15 protein-coding genes are annotated in these 16,796 nt (G+C 45.4%); 13 read left to right on the plus strand and 2 right to left on the minus strand.

Annotated elements, in window-relative coordinates:
- Positions 1 to 84 precede the first annotated feature (84 nt).
- Positions 85 to 2,169: a mannitol operon transcriptional activator MtlR gene (gene mtlR / locus NYE56_RS01845; protein ID WP_341283382.1), complete on the plus strand. Its 2,085-nt coding sequence runs from the start codon at positions 85 to 87 to the stop codon at positions 2,167 to 2,169.
- Positions 2,170 to 2,380: 211 nt separating this feature from the next.
- Positions 2,381 to 3,892, plus strand: coding sequence for a class I adenylate-forming enzyme family protein (locus NYE56_RS01850; RefSeq protein ID WP_341283383.1), 1,512 nt, complete (start codon positions 2,381 to 2,383; stop codon positions 3,890 to 3,892).
- A gap of 18 nt (positions 3,893 to 3,910) precedes the next feature.
- On the opposite strand, the gene NYE56_RS01855 is transcribed toward NYE56_RS01850, so the two are convergent.
- Positions 3,911 to 4,507 (minus strand): class I SAM-dependent methyltransferase, encoded by a 597-nt coding sequence (locus NYE56_RS01855; protein ID WP_341283384.1) that lies wholly within the window; start codon positions 4,505 to 4,507, stop codon positions 3,911 to 3,913.
- Positions 4,508 to 4,658: 151 nt separating this feature from the next.
- Here NYE56_RS01855 and NYE56_RS01860 point away from each other — a divergent pair, with 151 nt between their 5' ends.
- The 5 genes from NYE56_RS01860 (at position 4,659) to amj (ending at position 8,493) form a co-directional block, all read left to right on the plus strand.
- The gene (locus NYE56_RS01860) at positions 4,659 to 5,519 is read left to right on the plus strand and encodes an SDR family oxidoreductase (protein ID WP_042977133.1); all 861 of its coding nucleotides are present in this window, start codon (positions 4,659 to 4,661) and stop codon (positions 5,517 to 5,519) included.
- A gap of 15 nt (positions 5,520 to 5,534) precedes the next feature.
- Positions 5,535 to 6,038, plus strand: coding sequence for a D-lyxose ketol-isomerase (lyxE, locus tag NYE56_RS01865; protein ID WP_003234400.1), 504 nt, complete (start codon positions 5,535 to 5,537; stop codon positions 6,036 to 6,038).
- 88 nt (positions 6,039 to 6,126) lie between these two features.
- Positions 6,127 to 6,678 (plus strand): GNAT family N-acetyltransferase, encoded by a 552-nt coding sequence (locus NYE56_RS01870; protein WP_335451434.1) that lies wholly within the window; start codon positions 6,127 to 6,129, stop codon positions 6,676 to 6,678.
- A 77-nt stretch (positions 6,679 to 6,755) separates the two neighbouring features.
- Positions 6,756 to 7,178, plus strand: a complete 423-nt coding sequence (locus tag NYE56_RS01875; protein WP_003234396.1) for a pyridoxamine 5'-phosphate oxidase family protein — start codon at positions 6,756 to 6,758, stop codon at positions 7,176 to 7,178.
- A gap of 505 nt (positions 7,179 to 7,683) precedes the next feature.
- A complete protein-coding gene (gene amj, locus NYE56_RS01880) occupies positions 7,684 to 8,493 on the plus strand; it encodes a lipid II flippase Amj (protein ID WP_015715258.1) in 810 nt (269 codons plus the stop codon).
- Between the two features lie 46 nt (positions 8,494 to 8,539).
- On the opposite strand, the gene NYE56_RS01885 is transcribed toward amj, so the two are convergent.
- Positions 8,540 to 8,830 carry a DUF3817 domain-containing protein gene (locus NYE56_RS01885; RefSeq protein ID WP_014475846.1) on the minus strand — a complete coding sequence of 97 codons (291 nt, stop codon included), beginning with the start codon at positions 8,828 to 8,830 and terminating at the stop codon, positions 8,540 to 8,542.
- 184 nt (positions 8,831 to 9,014) lie between these two features.
- On the opposite strand from NYE56_RS01885, the gene lrpC reads away from it, so the two are divergent.
- The 6 genes from lrpC to NYE56_RS01915 all read left to right on the plus strand — a co-directional run bounded on the left by lrpC (position 9,015) and on the right by NYE56_RS01915 (position 16,795).
- Complete coding sequence (lrpC, locus tag NYE56_RS01890; RefSeq protein WP_003246585.1) at positions 9,015 to 9,449, plus strand: transcriptional regulator LrpC; 435 nt, start codon at positions 9,015 to 9,017, stop codon at positions 9,447 to 9,449.
- Between the two features lie 64 nt (positions 9,450 to 9,513).
- Positions 9,514 to 11,697 (plus strand): DNA topoisomerase III, encoded by a 2,184-nt coding sequence (locus NYE56_RS01895; protein ID WP_123372822.1) that lies wholly within the window; start codon positions 9,514 to 9,516, stop codon positions 11,695 to 11,697.
- Positions 11,698 to 11,899: 202 nt separating this feature from the next.
- On the plus strand, positions 11,900 to 12,988 hold the full coding sequence (locus NYE56_RS01900; RefSeq protein WP_341283385.1) for a lipoprotein YdaJ: 1,089 nt from the start codon (positions 11,900 to 11,902) through the stop codon (positions 12,986 to 12,988).
- Positions 12,969 to 13,820: a cyclic-di-GMP receptor EpsK gene (gene epsK, locus NYE56_RS01905; protein ID WP_268554621.1), complete on the plus strand. Its 852-nt coding sequence runs from the start codon at positions 12,969 to 12,971 to the stop codon at positions 13,818 to 13,820. The genes NYE56_RS01900 and epsK overlap by 20 nt, the downstream gene beginning before the upstream one ends.
- The gene (locus NYE56_RS01910; RefSeq protein ID WP_341283386.1) at positions 13,810 to 15,540 is read left to right on the plus strand and encodes a DUF2334 domain-containing protein; all 1,731 of its coding nucleotides are present in this window, start codon (positions 13,810 to 13,812) and stop codon (positions 15,538 to 15,540) included. Before epsK ends, NYE56_RS01910 begins: the two co-directional genes overlap by 11 nt.
- Positions 15,533 to 16,795: a glycosyltransferase family 2 protein gene (locus NYE56_RS01915; protein ID WP_003246697.1), complete on the plus strand. Its 1,263-nt coding sequence runs from the start codon at positions 15,533 to 15,535 to the stop codon at positions 16,793 to 16,795. Before NYE56_RS01910 ends, NYE56_RS01915 begins: the two co-directional genes overlap by 8 nt.
- Position 16,796 lies beyond the last annotated feature (1 nt).

Raw genomic sequence — 16,796 nt, forward strand, 5'->3', positions numbered from 1 at the left:
ATTAAAAGGAAACCTCTCTATATCCTCTACTGCATCTCCTTGCGACTTCATCCGCACATCAAGATTGTCTAGGAGGTCTTTTTTATGTATATGACTGCCAGAGAACAAAAGCTGTTAAAGCACTTATTATTACAAAACAGATATATAACCGTAACTGAGCTTGCTGAGCTGATGCAAGTCAGCACGAGAACCATTCACAGGGAACTCAAATCAATTAAACCGCTGATGGAAACCGTGGGGCTTACGTTAGATAAACAGCCCGGTAAAGGGTTGAAAGCAGTGGGAAGTCCCGAGGATAAACAAAAGCTGCTTACTGATTTATCATATGAACAGCATGAATACAGCGCCGACGAACGGAAACTGCTCATTCTTTGTTCGTTATTAGAGTCTCAGGAGCCCGTCAAACTGTACACGCTTGCTCATGATCTCCAGGTGACGAATGCCACGGTCAGCTATGACTTAGATGAGCTCGAGAAGTGGATTTCTCCCTTCGGACTGACACTGATCCGCAAAAGAGGTTTTGGCATCCAGCTCATAGGGCCGGAGAATGCGAAACGGAAAATTGTCGGCAACTTGATTGTGAACCGTCTCGACATCCAAATGTTTTTGGAAGCGGTTGAATTAAACATCAAAGGAAAAGCCGATTCTTCAGAGAAAATGTTCGGGGTTGTCAGCAAAGGTGAGCTGCTAAAAATGGAGCGCATCTTATTTCAGCTCAAAGAAAAAATCGCTTTTTCATTGTCCGACAGCTCCTATATAGCGCTCGTCGTCCATCTGACGTATGCGATCGAACGAATTAAGCTTGGGGAAACCATCACCATGGAGCAAAATGAGCTTGAGGAACTGAAGAATGCGAAAGAATACACTTCGGCTCTTGAAATCGCGGGCGAGCTTGAACGTGCCTTCGGCGTGACGATTCCAGAGGCGGAGGTCGGCTATATTACAATCCACCTTCGAAGCGCCAATCGAAAATACAAAACAGAATACAAAGCGCAGGAAATTGAGTTGGAAACAGCCCTGCAAACAAAGCGGCTCATTGCTTTTATTTCAGACAAAATCAGAATGGATCTGACGAAAAACTACTCTTTATATGAAGGCTTGATTGCCCATTTGGAGCCGGCCGTCAGCCGCATAAAAGAAAATATTGAGATATACAATCCGATGAAGGAACAGATCAAGCGCGATTATTTTCTGCTTTATATGGCGATCGAAGAAGGCGTCGAAAAGTATTTTCCGGGCATGTCCTTTTCTGATGATGAAATCGCTTTTATCGTTCTTCACTTTGGCTCAGCTCTTGAAATCAAAAAAGAAGAAGCAAAAGTGAAAGCGCTTGTCGTCTGCTCAAGCGGGATCGGCTCCTCGAAAATGCTTGCCTCCAGACTGAAAAAAGAGCTGCCGGAAATTGAATCGTTTGATATGTCATCCCTGATCGAGCTAAAGGGGAAGGATGTTCAAGCCTATGATATGATTGTGTCCACTGTACCGATTCCTTATGAAAACATTGATTACATCATGGTCAGCCCGCTATTAAATGAGGAAGACGCAAACCAGGTCAAGCAGTATATCAAGCGGAAGATTCCCCTTATTCTTAACAAAAAAAGAAGCCCGAAGGAAGAGGCGCAGCAAGCTGATGTACCTGACATGCTAGAGGCGGCGGAAAGCATAGAGCGGTATATGGAAGTTATCCAAGATGTTCTGCGCCATTTTACGCTAGCTCAACTCAAAACAAACCCGGACCATAGCATGCTTCTGTTAGAGCTTTTTCAACAGCTGAAGAAGGATGGCTTGATCCGTGATCCGGAAAAAGCCGCGGTTTGCCTGGCTGAGCGGGAGAAACAAGGGGGATTGGGAATCCCCGGAACAAACATGGCGCTCTATCATCTCAAAAATGATGAAATCGTCCTGCCTTTTTTCAAAATGTTTGATCTCAGCACCTCTTATGAAGTGGATGGCATGGACGGAAATACCCTCAGAATGACACGCATCCTCGTCATGATGGCGCCTAGCTCATTATCTGCTGAAGGCTCGGAGATTTTAAGCGCGATCAGCTCGGCAATTATCGAGAGCGGAGAAAGCATGGCGGGGTTTCAGGAAGAAGGAGAACAAGAATTGTATCAGCGGTTAAATCGCATATTTTTCACTTGGATGAAAGAAAAAAACATACTGTAAACCTGCATGGCACACGTCAAAAATTTGGCGTGTGTTTTTCTGTGGATGGGGAACAAAATAAGAAAATGTGGGACTATTTTATCATTCAGTATTGGAATAATTCCAAAATGAAATAGTTTTACAAGTTATCTTTTTTGGGTTAAAATGGGTGAGGTAAGGAAGAAAATCTAACAAATTATTGAAGATTCAAGAGAATATAGGAGATGACGATATGGAAACATTACAGCATCTGATTCTGCATGACATGCCGAATAGCGAAGAAATAGAGGCTGTAAAAAGCGGAGACCATACACTGACATATAAAGGTTACCGTAAACGGATTAATCAGCTGGCGAATGCCATGCTTCAAAAAGGAATTCAAAAGGGCGACCGTGTTGCATTGCTTTGCAAAAACGGCCATCCCGCATCGACTGTTATGTTCGCCGCACTTGAAATAGGTGCTGTTGTCGTACCTGTCAGCTGGCAGCTGAAACCATATGAAATGACAGGCATTTTAAAAGCAAGTGAACCGAAAGCGATGTTTTACGGAGCGGAGTTTAAAGAGACACTGAATGAAGTTCTTCCTGAATTGTCCTCACTGTGTGTAACAATGGAAACAGGAACAGCTTACGAAACATCTGCTGAATTTGAAGCGCTGTTTGCAGGTCCTGATCATTTGCCAGAGACGGAAATGGTTTCCCCTGATGATACAGCACTTCTGATGTTTACATCTGGAACAACGGGAAACCCGAAAAGATGCATGATTACACATGGCGGCATATACAGATACGTTAAAAAATCCAACAGCTCAATAGCACGCATGAAGGGCCTTCGTTTTCTCGCGTGCCATCCGATTTATCATACGAGTGCGCTCATTTGCATCATGCTTGGAACGTTTGCAGAAACAACCTTTGTGTTTACAAAGGATCAAGATCCTGTTCACATGCTGAAGGTCATTGAAGAAGAAAAAATTCAAACTGTGATGGCTCTTCCTGTATTTTACACGTATTTGCTTGAAGCGTGGGAAACGCATCAAACCGACTTATCTTCGCTTGTGATTTTAATGACAGGCGGAACAAAAGTGCCGAGCAGCCTGATCCGCCGCTATCTTGATATCGGAATTCCGCTCGCGCACGGCTATGGAAGCACTGAGGCTTGGGGCATCAGCACATGGCTGCCTGAGATGGGAATGGATAAAGCGGCATCTGCGGGGAAACCTGTGGAAGGCGTTAAAGTCAAAGTGGAAGATCCTCTGACCGGAGAAGAACTTCCTCAAGGAGAAATCGGCGAAATCGTTGTTCATACTCCATTCTTATTTAAAGGCTATGAAGACAACCCTGAAGCAACAGCGAAAGTGCTGCAAAACGGATGGTTTAGAACCGGAGATTCAGGATATGTAGATGAAGATGGCTTTATTTTCATCACGGGACGCTACAAGGATGTCATTATTTACGGAGGCGATAACGTCTATCCTGATCAGGTTGAAGAAGTTATCCAGCAGATCCCGGGAATCCTTGAAACGGCTGTGGTCGGTATTCCAGACCAGCTTTACGGTGAAAAACCGAAAGCTTTTATCGTGAAAAATGGCGGCCAGCGCATCACGGAAGAGGATGTCATTGCATTTTGTAAAGAACGCCTGTCCGCTTACAAAATACCTGAAGTTGAATTTGTTAACGAACTGCCGAAAAACAACCTTGGCAAGGTGAAAAAAGACGTCCTGCGCAATCAGGCTGTACATTCATAAAAGAAGAAGCCCGCCACTTTATGTGGCGGGCTTCTTTGCAGTTGCACAGACGGAAAGCTCAGGCTTAATGTTCTTAAATTGTATATCAATGTCTTCGAAGCCGGCTGCTTTGAAGTCAGCAATCATCTGTCTTCCAAATGATTTGGTTTTCTCAGGACTGGCATCTGCTTCCCGCGGCTGCATCGTAATGGCTGCTTTGCCGCCTGGCTTTAATGCCCGATAAATCTGTTTCATGCCTTTTGTTTGGTCATTCCAAATGGTGTAGTTGTTAACGGAAATCACTTTATCATAAAGCGAGGCGGGGAGAGGAAATGTCTCAACGCTTCCTTGTATCAGGCGCACACTCTTTGATTTCACTCTGCGGGCGGCCAGCTTCAGCATCGCCTCTGACACATCAATCCCATGAAGATGAACATCCTTCTCGCGTTTCAGCATCTGCTGCATGCAGTATCCCGGGCCAAACCCGACTTCTAAAATGCTGTCCCCGCGCGTGATACCCAGCTGATCGATTGTCCATTGATTCAGTGTTTGATTTTCAGCAGCCATGATGTACCCGGCAATCATGCCGATGACGCCCTTTGGCCTGCTGAATCTTTTAGAAAGCATGTTAATCATTCAGCAACCAACCCCCTTTTTGAGTTATTTCCTCCCAGCGTTCCATGTGAAACATTTTTCTGATAAAGCAATGCGAAGGTGCCAAGCCATGTTTATCCAAAGAGTGTGTGAGGTACACAACAAATAGACATGAAAACAAAGGAGGAGAATCATGGCAAATTATCCAAAAGAACTGCCGGCACAAACTCAAAGTCGCCAGCCGGGAATTGAAAGCGAAATGAATCCAAGTCCGGTGTATGAGTACGAGGATTATAAAGGAGCAGACAAATTAAAAGGAAAAGTAGCTCTTATTACAGGCGGCGACAGCGGGATCGGACGCGCGGTTTCCGTCGCTTACGCAAAGGAAGGCGCAGACATCGCCATTGTGTATAAGGATGAGCATGAAGACGCTGAGGAGACGAAGAAACGTGTTGAACAAGAAGGCGTAAAATGCCTGCTGATTGCTGGTGACGTAGGTGAAGAGGAATTCTGCAATGAAGCGGTTGAAAAAACGGTCAAGGAACTAGGCGGCCTTGATATCCTTGTCAACAATGCAGGTGAGCAGCATCCGAAGGAAAGCATCAAAGAGATTACGAGCGAACAGCTTCACCGCACATTCAAAACAAACTTTTATTCTCAATTTTATTTGACTAAAAAAGCAATTGATTACCTGAAACCGGGCAGCGCCATCATCAATACGACATCCATCAATCCGTACGTAGGGAACCCGACACTGATTGATTATACAGCGACAAAAGGGGCGATCAACGCCTTTACAAGAACAATGGCGCAGGCGCTTGTTAAAGACGGCATCCGTGTAAATGCAGTCGCGCCGGGTCCAATCTGGACGCCACTAATCCCAGCTACGTTCCCTGAAGAAACAGTTGCTCAATTTGGGCAAGATACGCCGATGGGCCGTCCTGGACAGCCTGTTGAGCACGTCGGCTGTTATGTGCTCCTTGCATCAGATGAGTCCTCTTACATGACAGGACAGACCCTGCATGTCAACGGCGGAAACTTTGTGACGACATAAGAGGGAGTGAGACATATGGGCATCACGAAAGAAGAAGTGAACAGCTACTATCAAAAAGCAGGGATTGTATTAACGGACGAGGAAGTAGACCAAATCCAGCTGATGGATTACGGCTTAGGAAAAGAAAGAAAAGTCGGGCTCCAGCTCTTCGTCTACGTCAATACAGACCGTTATTGCTCAAAGGAATTGGTGCTGTTTCCGGGACAGACTTGCCCGGAACACCGCCATCCGCCGGTCGACGGCCAGGAAGGTAAGCAGGAGACCTTCCGCTGCCGCTACGGAAAAGTGTATCTTTACGTAGAAGGAGAAAAAACGCCGCTTCCAAAAGTTCTCCCTCCTCAGGAAGACAGAGAACACTATACGGTCTGGCACGAAATTGAGCTAGAACCTGGCGGGCAATACACGATTCCACCAAACACAAAGCATTGGTTCCAGGCCGGGGAAGAAGGTGCTGTCGTGACGGAAATGTCATCGACGAGCACGGATAAACATGATATCTTTACCGATCCAAGAATATAAGGATGGGCTTAAACAGCCCATCCTTTTTTTGTATTGAAAAAAACAGAATCATCGCTATAATGGGTAAAAAAGGAAAGAGGGCGAGGCAATGTTCACTTGCAAGGTAAATGAGCACATCACCATCCGATTATTGGAGCCGAATGATGCGGAGCGGCTGGCCGAACTCATTATCCAAAATCAGCAGCGGCTCAGCCAGTGGCTGTTTTGGGCGGTAGATCCAAGCAGCGCTGACACGTACAGAGAAACCATCATTCCAGAATGGCGGTATCAGTATGCAGACCTGAACGGCATCGAAGCGGGGCTCCTTTATGATGGCAGCCTATGCGGCATGATCGGGCTGCATAACCTTGATCAAGTGAATCAAAAGGCGGAAATCGGATATTGGATTGCCAAAGAATTTGAAGGGAAAGGCATTATTACAGCTGCCTGCCGAAAACTCGTTACGTATGCTTTTGAAGAGCTTGGGCTGAATCGTGTGGCAATCTGTGCGTCAGTCGGAAACAAAAAAAGCAGAGCGATTCCGGAGCGGCTCGGGTTTCTAGAGGAAGGAAGGGCACGGGATGGCTTATACGTAAACGGCAGGCATCACGACCTCGTCTACTACAGTCTGTTAAAGCGTGAATGGGAAAGCGAAAAATAAAGAGCACACTTTCTTGTTTAAATCTTCCCCGGATGTGGAAAAGTAACAGCGGAGACGTTAAAAAGGAGTGATTCGAGATGAATCAGCAAGACATTAAACAAAAAGTGCTTGATGTTCTAGATCACCATAAAGTAGGTTCGCTCGCAACCGTTCAAAAGGGCAAACCGCATTCCCGCTACATGACTTTTTTCCATGACGGGCTGACGATTTACACACCGACAAGCAAGGAAACTCATAAAGCGGAAGAAATTGAGAACAACCCCAATGTCCACATTTTATTAGGCTATGATTGTGAAGGCTTTGGCGACGCATATGTCGAAGTTGCCGGAAAAGCCAAAATCAACAATTCGGCAGAACTCAAGGACAAAATATGGAGTTCCAAATTAGAGCGCTGGTTTGACGGCAAGGATGATCCGAATCTGGTGATTCTTGAAATTGAACCGGAGGATATCAGATTAATGAATGCCGGGGAGAAAACACCGGTCTCACTCGAACTATAAAAAATTTGTGTTTTCAGGGGCGATATGTTATTATGAATAGCTAGTAAGAAAAATAAGCAAATAAAAAAGAAAGTAAACTTCTTTTTTCTGTTTTGAGAGAGAAGCTTACCGCTTCCCAAGCAGCATAATTAGCTGCCCTTATTCTTTTCCTTCATAACAAATCGCCCCTAACGATGAGATGGAAAAAAGACTTTTTTGTTTTACAATTCACACCGGCGCGGCTTCGGAGCCGCAGTGACGATTGAGAGGTAGGGCTTTCGTTGTCTTGTGTTCAAGAAATTTCCATGGTGTTTACTTTCCAGAATGATTCTTCGGAACAATGCTTTATGAATCTAACCCGCCTGAATTGGCGGATGATATAATCTTTATTTGCGTATAGAAAAGAATAAGACAAACCGCCCGGCGTACGCCGGACGGTTTTTTTATTGCAAAAAACACATCGTACTGAAACCTCCTTGTCTTCTTTCCAGTCTTATCTCTAGGATGAAATTGGAGGAAGAATAACGTGCATGTCATTACAACACAAGTACTTTTTATTTTTTGTTTTTTATTGCTGATTCACTCGATAGAAACCTTAGCCTATGCTACAAGGCTTTCCGGGGCCCGCGTTGGATTTATTGCGTCCGCGCTTTCTCTGTTTAATGTCATGGTCATCGTATCCAGAATGTCGAACATGGTGCAGCAGCCCTTTACCGGGCATTTAATTGATGATGCTGGAAAAAACGCACTGGCGATTGTAGGGGAGCAGTTCCGCTTTTTAATTTTCGGATCGACAGTCGGCACCATTTTGGGCATTATCCTGCTCCCGTCTTTTGTCGCTCTTTTTTCACGGGCGATTATTCACTTGGCGGGCGGCGGCGGCTCCGTTTTTCAAGTTTTCCGAAAGGGATTCTCGAAACAAGGATTCAAAAATGCCCTTTCCTATTTGCGTCTGCCGTCTATTTCATATGTAAAAGGATTTCATATGCGCTTGATTCCGAAGCGTTTGTTTGTCATCAACATGCTGATCACATCGATTTATACGATTGGCGTGCTTTCGGCTTTATACGCAGGCCTTCTGGCGCCGGAGCGCAGTACGACAGCCGTCATGGCTTCGGGTTTGATCAACGGAATTGCGACGATGCTGCTGGCCATTTTTGTTGATCCTAAAGTATCCGTTCTAGCTGATGATGTGGCAAAAGGAAAACGAAGCTATCTCTATTTAAAATGGACCTCTGTCACAATGGTCACATCAAGGGTGGCGGGCACACTCCTCGCCCAGCTCATGTTTATTCCGGGGGCCTACTATATCGCGTGGCTGACAAAGTGGTTTTAATAAAAAAGGCTGGATCATAAAAATCCAGCCTTTTTTTTGCGTTCCCTTATTTATATTTCCTTAATCCGCGGTCGTACAAAAAATTTCCGAATGGGACGAAAGCGGCGATGAAGCCGGCAGCTGACCATTTCAGCGGCCATTTGACAGAGAAGGTTGCATAAGCCAAGACAAGCAAATACAAAATGAACAACCCGCCGTGAACCGAACCGACAATTGTCACCGCAAGCGGAAGGCCTGCCCAATATTTAAGCGGCATAGCGATGAACAACAGGATTAAGAGTGACATTCCTTCAATAAAACCCATCGTGCGAAGTCTTCCAATCGGCGTGTGCAGCATAAATCGCCCTCCTTGTGGACACGTTTTCATTTTATACTATAAACAATCCGGAGGGGCATATGACAGCTTTCAAAAAATGTTCGGAAAACATTCATTTTTACATGCCTTTTCTAGGGAACTGTACTTGTCATTTACAAAAATACCCGAGATAATGTGTACAAAATCAAAAAAGAAGGATGTTGAAATGAAACTTGACCAGATTGATCTGAATATCATTGAGGAGCTGAAGAAGGACAGCCGTTTGTCGATGAGGGAATTAGGCAGAAAAATTAAGCTGTCGCCTCCATCTGTGACAGAACGGGTAAGGCAGCTTGAATCGTTTGGCATCATCAAGCAATACACGCTGGAGGTCGACCAGAAAAAACTGGGGCTTCCCGTTTCCTGCATTGTAGAAGCAACCGTTAAAAACGCGGATTACGAGCGGTTCAAAAGCTATATTCAAACATTGCCGAATATTGAATTTTGCTACCGGATTGCGGGTGCAGCCTGCTATATGCTGAAAATCAATGCCGAAAGCCTCGAAGCGGTAGAAGATTTCATTAACAAAACATCGCCCTACGCGCAAACCGTCACTCACGTCATTTTCTCAGAAATTGACACGAAAAACGGGCGCGGTTAGAGAGTGCCGCGTGAAGTCTGTTATAATAACAGGATGAGCGCGAAAGAAAGAGAAGTGATCAAGCATGTCAAAAACAGTTGTATTAGCTGAAAAACCTTCAGTCGGCCGGGATTTAGCCCGGGTGCTGAAGTGCCATAAAAAAGGAAACGGTTATCTCGAAGGCGATCAATATATTGTGACCTGGGCTTTAGGCCATTTGGTGACGCTTGCTGATCCAGAAGGCTACGGAAAAGAATTTCAATCATGGCGCCTAGAGGATCTGCCGATTATCCCAGAACCCTTAAAGCTTGTGGTAATAAAAAAAACCGGAAAGCAGTTCAATGCAGTCAAATCCCAGCTTACCCGTAAAGACGTCAATCAGATTGTCATCGCGACTGACGCAGGCCGGGAAGGTGAGCTTGTTGCGCGCTGGATCATTGAGAAAGCGAATGTCCGAAAACCAATCAAGCGGCTGTGGATTTCATCTGTGACGGATAAAGCGATCAAGGAAGGTTTTCAGAAGCTGCGCAGCGGCAAAGAATATGAAAACCTGTACCATTCTGCCGTCGCCAGAGCGGAAGCGGATTGGATTGTGGGGATCAACGCCACCCGTGCACTTACCACAAAATTCAATGCCCAGCTCTCATGCGGGCGTGTGCAGACTCCGACGCTTGCCATGATTGCAAAGCGTGAGGCAGACATTCAGGCGTTTACACCCGTTCCGTATTACGGCATACGTGCTGCAGTCGACGGCATGACGCTGACGTGGCAGGATAAGAAATCAAAGCAGACGAGAACGTTCAATCAAGATGTAACAAGCCGTTTGCTAAAAAACCTCGACGGAAAGCAAGCGGTCGTAGCTGAGCTGAAAAAAACAGCGAAAAAAAGCTTTGCGCCTGCGCTTTATGATTTAACGGAGCTCCAGCGTGACGCTCACAAGCGCTTCGGTTTTTCTGCCAAAGAAACGCTTTCTGTCCTGCAGAAGCTATATGAGCAGCATAAGCTCGTCACATATCCGCGGACGGACTCTAGATTTTTATCCAGTGACATCGTCCCGACGTTAAAAGACCGTCTGGAAGGCATGGAAGTAAAACCGTATGCCCAATATGTCAGTCAAATTAAAAAACGCGGCATTAAATCTCATAAAGGATATGTCAATGACGCGAAGGTGTCAGACCACCACGCGATTATCCCGACCGAAGAGCCGCTCGTTCTCAGCAGTCTGAGTGATAAAGAACGAAAGCTGTATGACCTGATTGCGAAACGTTTCCTGGCTGTATTAATGCCTGCATTCGAATATGAGGAAACAAAGGTCATCGCAGAAATCGGCGGAGAAACCTTTACGGCGAAAGGCAAAACCGTGCAGTCGCAAGGGTGGAAAGCCGTTTATGATATGGCGGATGAGGATGATGAGCAGGAGGATGACAGAGACCAGACCCTTCCTGCGCTTCAAAAAGGCGACACACTTGCCGTCCGCACGTTAACGGAAACAAGCGGCCAAACGAAGCCGCCTGCCCGCTTTAACGAAGGGACCTTGCTGTCAGCGATGGAAAACCCAAGCGCATTTATGCAGGGAGAAGAAAAAGACCTCGTCAAAACGCTTGGAGAAACAGGCGGCCTCGGCACGGTGGCAACGCGTGCCGACATTATTGAAAAACTGTTCAACAGCTTTTTAATCGAGAAAAAAGGCCAAGATATTTTTATCACGTCTAAAGGAAAACAGCTCCTGCAGCTTGTTCCGGAGGATCTGAAATCACCGGCCTTAACAGCAGAATGGGAGCAAAAGCTGTCTGCGATCGCGGCCGGCAAATTGAAATCGGCTGTTTTTATTAAAGATATGAAGGCTTACGCTCACCAAACGGTAAAAGAAATCAAAAACAGCAGCCAAACCTTCCGACATGACAACATCACGGGAACGGCATGTCCGGAATGCGGCAAAATGATGCTGAAAGTAAACGGCAAACGCGGGACGATGCTCGTGTGCCAAGATCGTGAATGCGGAAGCAGAAAAACGATTGCCCGAAAAACAAACGCACGCTGCCCGAACTGCCATAAACGAATGGAGCTTCGCGGCCAAGGCGAGGGCCAAACCTTTGCGTGTGTGTGCGGTCACCGTGAAAAGCTCTCTGTATTTGAAAAACGAAAAAACAAAGACAAAGCGCGTGCTACCAAACGGGACGTATCCTCTTATATGAAAAAACAAAATAAAGATGAGCCGATTAACAACGCGCTGGCAGAACAGCTGAAAAAACTTGGTTTGGATAAATAATAAAAAAACCTGTGCCTATCGCACAGGTTTTTTTATTGGACTTAGGTCCTGTTTTCTTAATGTTCAAAAAGGGGAAAAAAAGCTAGCAATCTGCATTTTTTTCTTTTATAGTAAATGTACTTTGTAACATGGCAGTCATATTTTCGTCTATAACTATTTGTGAGCGTCTGATTTGCTTCAGGCGACAAAGGGGGATTTTCCTGTGAGGCATGTACTAATTGCTGTCATCTTATTCTTCTTATCTATCGGACTTTCCGCAGGGTGTGCTGAAGCTGGAAACAAGACCCAAAATCAGTCGGCGACAGAAGTGAATGCCAGCCCGCTCCAGCTGGCGGAATATTTCATCTATCACAATTTAATGAATGACAAAGGGCTGATCAAAACCGATTTTTCAGACCAGCCTTCTTACTTGTCGGAATCTCTCGGACTGTGGATGGAGTTTCTGCTCAGCAAAAATGACGCACCGCATTTCCAGGATCAATATCAGCATCTGACTGATTCATTTCTGATGAGCAATCACTTGGTGACGTGGAAGATTCAAAATGGCCAAGCGAGCGGGACAAATGCGCTGATAGATGATATGAGAATTATGCTGTCTCTTGATCAAGCCGCCGCAAAATGGGGCCGCAGCGACTACGCGCAAACGGCTAGGGATATCGGCACGTCTTTGAAGACATACAATATGAACAACGGGTTTTTTACAGACTTTTACGACTCACAGGCCGCTTCAAAGGATGTGACAATTTCATACGTCATGCCTGATGCTTTAGCTGTCTTAAAGAAGAATGGAATCATAGACGAAGAAACAGAACAGCGGAATGCCAATGTTCTCTATTCAGCTCCTTTAAAAAATGGCTTTCTGCCGAAGACATACAGCTCGGAGACGAAGGAATACACATATGATAGTGAAATCAACCTGATTGATCAGCTTTACGCTGCTTGGCATTTGCCGGAAGGGGATGAAAAAGCATCTGTTTTAGCGGACTGGATCAAGCAGGAATTTCAGAAAAACGGAAAGCTGTACGGGCGGTATTCGGCAGATACGAAGGAGCCTGCCGTCCAATATGAGTCTCCATCCGTATATGCATTAGCCGTATTGTTTTTGACAAAACAGCATGAAAACAGTTCTGTCATCAAAGCTATATATGACAGAATGAATGACTTTGAAATTCACGATCCGGTGAAATCGTATTATGGAGGCTATATGAGCGGCACTCAGACGCATTCATTTGACAATCTGCTGCCGCTGTTAGCCGAAAGGAAGCTTTTTAATGAAAATATCATTCAGTGAATCACAAAAATTATTTGCTTATTTTTCAGGGCTCATCGCGGCCCTGTCTTTGTTTATTTATTATGTGCCAGCCCAGCAATCAGAAGGTGCTCTGATCCTTTGCATCACATTTGTCGTCATCGCCGCAGGCATCTGGTTCGGCCCGATTTACGCGCTGGCAGTGACCTTAATCGTACTCTTTGTTCTCGGCACCTTAATGATGTTTTTCCAGACTGGACAGACATCGCTCTTTCCGGCTGAGGAAGGGCTGCGAATGCTTGTCGTGTGGGGAATCGCGCTTTTGCTGTTTTCTTTTATTTCTGGAAGAATCCACGATATTACAGCAGAGCTTCGGCGCTCGATTACACGGCTTCAATCCGAAATTAAAAGCTATGTTGCTGTTGACAGAGTGACCGGTTTTGATAACAAGCAAAGGATGAAGCTGGAACTTTCAGAAGAAATCAAGCGGGCGGAGCGCTATGGCAATTCTTTTGTGTTTTTGCTGCTCCATATGCATTATTTCAAAGAGTTTAAGTCTTTGTACGGTGAAAAAGAAACGGACCGCCTCTTCCAATATGTCGGCCAGCAAATCAGGACAAGTGTTCGGGAAACGGATAAGAAATTCCGTCCCTCTGACGAGCGTATCGGGATCGTGCTGACGCACACGCCTGCTGAACATATTCCAGCCGTTCTGACCAAGCTGAAGAAACAATTGGATACATATCAGCTGGAAAATGGAAAGTATGTGTCGCTTACGTTCCACGTTTGCTATTTGCCCTACCGCAACGATATCAAAACAGCTGATCAATTTTTAGAAGAACTGGAAAACGAGATGATGATGAATGAACTATAAAGGAATCACATTACTATGCGTCATGATGTTTCTATTTTTAGCTATTGCGTCTTTTCCCGTTTCTGCGCAAGCGAAAGATCAGGATGCCGGCATTCTCATCATCTATTCAACCTTGGATGGCAAAGAGTCGTCACAAGTCAAAATGCTCGATTTGCTTGCGGGCCACTTTACATCCCATGTGACAGTCAAAAAAGATTCAGACGTTGAAGCGTCGGATTTCAAAGGGAAAGACCATGTGATTTATTACGGCCAAACGAAAAGAAAGCTCAGCAAAAAATTGCTGTCTCTTATCAGCGGCGTAAAAAAACCGGTTGTCGCCATTGGCTATAACGCAGGCCAAATCAGCCAATTTTCCGGGCTTTCATTAGCCCGCAAAGAAAATGTGTTTCAGGTTCACAGCAGGTCGGAAAAGGCCGATGTGTCTCTGGAAAGCGGGCTTAACGTGTTGAGTGTATCAGGCCTGAAAGGAACGGCGCTTTACACCTTCAAAGCCGATGACGGCACAACGCATTCTTTTATATGGAAAACAAAAAAAGGGAATGTGTACATTGGATTAACAAATTTGTTAAATGACAATTTGATCGTGGCGAAACAGCTCAGAGAAGCTTTCGGAGAGAAGGCGGGGACGACGTTATTGTATTTGCGTCTCGAGGATATCAGCCCGATGTCTGATGAAAAATTGCTGCTTCAAGCCGGTACATACCTGCATAAGCGGCATATTCCTTTTATCCTGGCGGTCATTCCGGTTTATTTGAATCCGGAAACAGGCGACAAAGTGTATTTGTCTGATCAACCGAAGATGGTCAAGGTGCTGAAAAAGCTGCAAAGCATGGGCGGCAGTATCATTGTTCACGGCTATACTCACGCTTATCGCTACAGTGAAACAGGAGAGGGCTTTGAATTTTGGGATGCAAAGGCGGATCAGCCGATTACATCCGGAAATGCCGAAGACCCCCCGTCCATTTTGGAGAAAGAACAGGACTTCCCGAACGAACAAGCCTATCACAGCTATCTCGAACCATTTCGGGAAAAGGAAGAAACGTATACAAAACAAAAACTGACGCGTGCCATTGAGGATTTGACATCGTCGGGTCTTTACCCGCTGGCGTTTGAAGCGCCGCATTACACGATGTCCGATTATGGCTATCAAATCGCCTCGCAGTATTTTACAAGCATTTTCGGCCAGGTCCAGCTCAGCAGCACAACATGGAAAACATCCGGTGCACCTCCGTTTGTGACTGCTCCTTCGATGTTGCACGGAATGACGCTTTATCCGGAAACGATCGGCTTTGTCGACACATCAAAGCAAAACCCGCTCGGTGAGATGGAGGAGCACATCTCCCAGATGATTGATTTTGAAGGCGGAGTAGCCGGAGGATTTTATCACCCGTACCTTGGGATGAAATATCTGCCGGAGCTGGTTGAACAGATGGAACGCATTCCAGACAGTGAATGGCTTGATTTAAAGAAAACGAAACAAACCGTCAAAACAGACAAAGTGGAAATTCATACAAGCGGTGACGGAACGATTCAGGTGAAAAACGGTGTAAGCGCCATTGACGAGTTTTTCGATCATCACCGGCAAACCCCTCTTGAAAAGGCGTTATGGATTCTCTCCGCTGTTGTGCTCTTATTTGTCATCATGTTTGTCAGTTATACGTTTTACTTGAGAGCCACATTGAAAAAACGAATTTTTAAGGAGAGAAGAAGCCTTGGGTAATACGCTGTTCTTTATCTCGCTAAGTTTAATATGGGTTATGCTTCTCTACCACATGTTCCTCATGCAGGGCGGGTTTCGCCACTATATGACCTTCGAACGGAATATCCCGAAGTGGAGAGAAAACATGAAGGAACTGCCGAAGGTCAGCGTCCTCATCCCGGCGCATAACGAAGAGGTTGTGATTCGGCAGACGCTGAAGGCCATGGTCAACCTTTATTATCCGAAGGACCGGCTGGAGATTATCGTTGTTAATGATAATTCATCAGACCGGACGGGTGATATCGTCAATGAATTTTCCGAGAAATACGATTTCATCAAAATGGTGATTACGAAGCCGCCAAATGCAGGAAAAGGAAAATCCTCTGCACTTAACTCGGGTTTTGCCGAATCAAACGGCGATGTGATCTGTGTGTATGACGCCGACAACACGCCTGAGAAAATGGCCGTGTATTACCTCGTGCTCGGCCTGATGAATGACGAAAAGGCAGGCGCCGTGGTAGGGAAATTCCGCGTCATCAATGCAGCGAAGACACTGCTAACGAGGTTTATTAATATTGAAACGATCTGTTTTCAATGGATGGCCCAGGGAGGCAGATGGAAATGGTTCAAAATCGCCACGATCCCAGGCACCAACTTCGCGATCCGCAGAAGCATTATCGAAAAGCTCGGAGGCTGGGATGACAAAGCGCTTGCTGAGGACACTGAGCTGACCATCCGGGTGTATAATCTTGGCTATCACATCCGCTTTTTCCCTGCCGCCATCACGTGGGAGCAGGAACCGGAAACATGGAAGGTATGGTGGCGCCAGCGCACCCGATGGGCGCGCGGCAATCAATATGTCGTGCTCAAATTTTTGGCGCAGTTTTTTAAGCTGAAAAGAAAACGGATTATCTTTGATTTGTTTTATTTTTTCTTTACGTACTTCCTGTTTTTCTTTGGCGTGATCATGTCAAATGCGATTTTTGTAGTGAATTTGTTTTATGATTTGCATTTATCGGTTGGATTTTTGGCAATGATTCTCTGGATTTTGGCGTTTTTCTTATTTATGACAGAGGTCATGATTACGTTGAGCATTGAAAAAACAGAAATGAACAAGCAAAACTTTTTTATCGTATTTCTCATGTACTTCACATACTCGCAGGCATGGATTGTGCTTGTTATCTACTCTTTATTCGTAGAAATCAAGCACCGTTTATTCAAGCAAGAGGTCAAATGGTACAAGACAGAACGATACAATCAACATAAAAGCGGGTGAC

It is taken from the genome of Bacillus sp. FSL R5-0603, from assembly GCF_038050295.1.
GTDB classification, from domain to species: Bacteria; Bacillota; Bacilli; order Bacillales; family Bacillaceae; genus Bacillus; species Bacillus subtilis.

Excerpts from the sequence above, each read along its gene's own strand:
- mtlR (WP_341283382.1), top strand. The coding sequence starts at position 85 with ATGTATATGACTGCCAGAGAACAAAAGCTGTTAAAGCACTTATTATTA.
- NYE56_RS01850 (WP_341283383.1), top strand. The coding sequence starts at position 2,381 with ATGGAAACATTACAGCATCTGATTCTGCATGACATGCCGAATAGCGAA.
- NYE56_RS01855 (WP_341283384.1), bottom strand. The coding sequence starts at position 4,507 with ATGATTAACATGCTTTCTAAAAGATTCAGCAGGCCAAAGGGCGTCATC.
- NYE56_RS01860 (WP_042977133.1), top strand. The coding sequence starts at position 4,659 with ATGGCAAATTATCCAAAAGAACTGCCGGCACAAACTCAAAGTCGCCAG.
- lyxE (WP_003234400.1), top strand. The coding sequence starts at position 5,535 with ATGGGCATCACGAAAGAAGAAGTGAACAGCTACTATCAAAAAGCAGGG.
- NYE56_RS01870 (WP_335451434.1), top strand. The coding sequence starts at position 6,127 with ATGTTCACTTGCAAGGTAAATGAGCACATCACCATCCGATTATTGGAG.
- NYE56_RS01875 (WP_003234396.1), top strand. The coding sequence starts at position 6,756 with ATGAATCAGCAAGACATTAAACAAAAAGTGCTTGATGTTCTAGATCAC.
- NYE56_RS01885 (WP_014475846.1), bottom strand. The coding sequence starts at position 8,830 with ATGCTGCACACGCCGATTGGAAGACTTCGCACGATGGGTTTTATTGAA.
- lrpC (WP_003246585.1), top strand. The coding sequence starts at position 9,015 with ATGAAACTTGACCAGATTGATCTGAATATCATTGAGGAGCTGAAGAAG.
- NYE56_RS01895 (WP_123372822.1), top strand. The coding sequence starts at position 9,514 with ATGTCAAAAACAGTTGTATTAGCTGAAAAACCTTCAGTCGGCCGGGAT.
- epsK (WP_268554621.1), top strand. The coding sequence starts at position 12,969 with ATGAAAATATCATTCAGTGAATCACAAAAATTATTTGCTTATTTTTCA.
- NYE56_RS01910 (WP_341283386.1), top strand. The coding sequence starts at position 13,810 with ATGAACTATAAAGGAATCACATTACTATGCGTCATGATGTTTCTATTT.